Genomic DNA, 3,071 nt, shown 5'->3' with positions numbered 1-3,071 from the left:
GCACCGAGCACTACGACATCGCCGGCGATGCGAACGGCATGAGCGATCAGGTCGTCGCTGAAACGCCCATCGCCGCCGCAACGAAGCAAGGCTTGCTTAAGCGACTCGTGCGCCGCTTTTCCGTGCTCGGGTTGCTCGGCCTCGCGATCGTCGTCTTCTGGATGGTGATCGCGTTCATCGGGCCATGGATTGCACCGTACAAATCCGGCGCGCTCTCTTCCATGGACGTGTTTGGCGGGTCAAGCCACGCGTTCCCGCTTGGAACCGATTACCTCGGCCGCGACATGCTCAGCCGGATTCTCTACGGCACGCGCTACACCGTAGGTCTTGCATTCATGGCGGCGGTGCTAGCGAGCGTGATCGGTACGTTCTTCGGCCTGGTGGCCGCGGTGTCGGGACGCTGGGTGGATGAAATCCTCAGCCGTTTGTTCGACGCGCTGATTTCCATCCCCAGCAAGGTGCTGGCGCTGGTCGTGATCGCCGCGTTCGGCTCGTCCATTCCGATGCTCACCGGCGTCGCCGCGCTTGCCTACATTCCGGGCGCATTCCGGATCTCACGCTCGCTCGCAGTCAACCTGATGACGCTGGAATACGTACAGGTTGCCCGGGCGCGCGGCGAACGCCTGTTCTACATCGCGCGCAAGGAAGTCTTGCCGAACATGATCCATCCGATGCTCGCCGACTTCGGCCTGCGTTTCGTGTTTATCGTGCTGCTGCTCAGCGGGCTGAGTTTTCTCGGCCTCGGCGTGCAGCCGCCGAACGCCGACTGGGGGTCACTCGTGCGCGAGAACATCGGCGGCTTGTCCGACGGCGCGCTCGCCGTGCTGATGCCGGCCGTCGCCATCGCGACGCTGACCATCGGCGTGAACCTGTTCATCGATAACCTGCGTCGTCGCGGCGGCCATGGTCAAGGAGATGCGCAATGAACGGCTCGCTTGCAATGAATGCGGCAGTCAGCATGATCGAAGTGAAAGGCCTGCGCGTAGTGGCGGGAGCCGCGCCCGATCCGGTCGTCGAGATCGTGAAAAGCGTCGATTTTTCCGTCAGGAAAGGCGAGGTGCTCGCGCTGATCGGTGAGTCCGGGTCGGGCAAGACCACCATCGCGCTGGCGCTCCTCGGCTATGCGCGCCGTGGTTGCTCGATCAGCAGCGGCTCGGTGCGAGTGGGCGAGGTCGATGTCTTGTCGCTCGACCAGAAAGGACGGCGCGCCTTGCGTGCGCGCACGGTTTCTTACGTAGCGCAGAGCGCCTCGGCCGGGTTCAACCCCGCGCGGACCATCATGGACCAAGTCACCGAGCCTGCGCTCTTGCATCGGCTGATGACACGCGACGCTGCGCGTGCCAAGGCGATCGGGTTGTTCCGCGCGCTCGCGTTGCCAGAACCGGACACGATTGGCGAGCGCTACCCGCACCAGGTGTTAGGCGGCCAGTTGCAGCGGCTAATGGCTGCCATGGCGTTGATCACCGACCCGCAGGTTGTGGTATTCGATGAGCCGACCACGGCGCTCGACGTGACCACGCAGATCGAAGTGCTGGCGGCATTCAAGAAGGTTATTCGCGAGCTGGGCACCACGGCGATCTACGTCTCGCACGATCTCGCGGTCGTGGCGCAGATGGCGGACAGGATCGTGGTACTAAACGGTGGTCGCGTGAAGGAGAACGGCGTGGTGGCGCAAGTGCTCGACGCGCCCGTCGACGCTTACACGCAGCAGTTGCTGGCTGCCACCCGGCGCCCGGAATCAGCGTTCCCGGAGCGCACGCCGGCGCAATTGCTGAAGCCGCCGTTGCTTGAGATTCGCGGGCTCGCGGCGGGCTATGGCCGGATTGACCGTCATGGTGTGCCTTCTGTACGCGTGCTGGATGACGTGAGCCTGTCGATTGCGTGCGGCAGCACGCTGGGCGTGATCGGTGAATCGGGCTCGGGCAAGACGACGCTTGCGCGCGTGGTGGCAGGTCTGGTCGACCGGGCAAGGGGCGAAGTGCTCTTTAACGGCGAGCCGTTGCCCGCTCAGCTATCGCGCCGTACGCCCGAGCAATACCGGCAGATCCAGATCGTGTTCCAGAACGCCGATACCGCGTTGAACCCGAGCCATTCCATTGCCGACATTCTTGGCCGGCCGCTTAACTTCTATCATCACCTGCGCGGCGCGGCGGCACGCAAGCGGACGCTGGAACTGCTCGACCTGGTGAAGCTGCCCACATCAATCGCAGAGCGCACGCCTGCCGGTCTGTCCGGCGGCCAGAAACAGCGCGTCAACCTGGCTCGCGCGCTTGCCGCCGATCCCGCGCTGATTCTCTGCGACGAAGTCACGTCCGCGCTCGACACGGTGGTCGGTGCGGCCATTCTCGATCTGCTCGCGGAATTGCGCCGCGAGCTGGGTGTGTCGCTGATGTTCATCAGCCACGATATCTCCACCGTTCGCTCGATTTGCGATGAAGTGATCGTGCTGTACGCGGGGCATCGCGTGGAAGCGGGGCAGCGCGACGTGCTGGCCGCGCCGCCATATCATCCGTACACCGAACTATTGGTCGGTTCCGTGCCAGCGCTGCAACCCGGCTGGCTCGATGCGCGCTGCGCGACCGTCGCCGCCGCGCTGCCCTCGATGGGTCCGAGCGCCGACATCGCCGAGCTTTGCAGTTTCCGTGGCCGCTGTCCTGTTCGTATCGACGGGATGTGCAACGCCACGCCGCCGTCGATGAAAAAGCTGCCGTCGGGTGCAGAGATTCTTTGCCACCATTCGCTGGCGGATCTGAACCGGTTGCAGGCCATTGAGGTGATCGAAGCATGAGCGGACGATTCGTGCGAGTGGCTGAGACGCAGCGCCAGACCTTCGCGATTACGGTCGATGGCGTGACACGGCAGGCCGCTGTGGGCGACACGCTGATGGTCGCGCTACTGACCAGCGTGACGACCTTGCGCGATTCCGAATTCGGCGATGGCCGGCGTGCGGGATTTTGCCTGATGGGCGCTTGCCAGGACTGCTGGGTCTGGACCCGTAGTGGCGAGCGCGTGCGCGCGTGCAGCACGCCTGCAGAACCGGGCATGTCGATCGTGACGCAACTGGACGCAGC

Annotated in this window: 3 protein-coding genes; all 3 read left to right on the top strand. The window is 64.4% G+C overall.

Translation table 11 applies throughout. The features are described from left to right. The first annotated feature begins 38 nt into the window (after positions 1 to 38). Complete coding sequence (locus tag WCA53_RS09605; RefSeq protein WP_423908440.1) at positions 39 to 926, top strand: ABC transporter permease; 888 nt, start codon at positions 39 to 41, stop codon at positions 924 to 926. Continuing rightward, positions 923 to 2,788 (top strand): ABC transporter ATP-binding protein, encoded by a 1,866-nt coding sequence (locus WCA53_RS09600; RefSeq protein ID WP_423908438.1) that lies wholly within the window; start codon positions 923 to 925, stop codon positions 2,786 to 2,788. The genes WCA53_RS09605 and WCA53_RS09600 overlap by 4 nt, the downstream gene beginning before the upstream one ends. Continuing rightward, the coding region (locus WCA53_RS09595; RefSeq protein ID WP_423908436.1) for a (2Fe-2S)-binding protein at positions 2,785 to 3,071 on the top strand (287 nt) is incomplete at its 3' end. The genes WCA53_RS09600 and WCA53_RS09595, both read left to right, overlap by 4 nt.

Source organism: Caballeronia sp. (assembly GCF_049581465.1).
Lineage (GTDB): Bacteria > Pseudomonadota > Gammaproteobacteria > Burkholderiales > Burkholderiaceae > Caballeronia.
The sequence above is the reverse complement of the archived record's forward strand: the minus strand, read 5'-3'. Positions and strand labels throughout refer to the sequence as shown.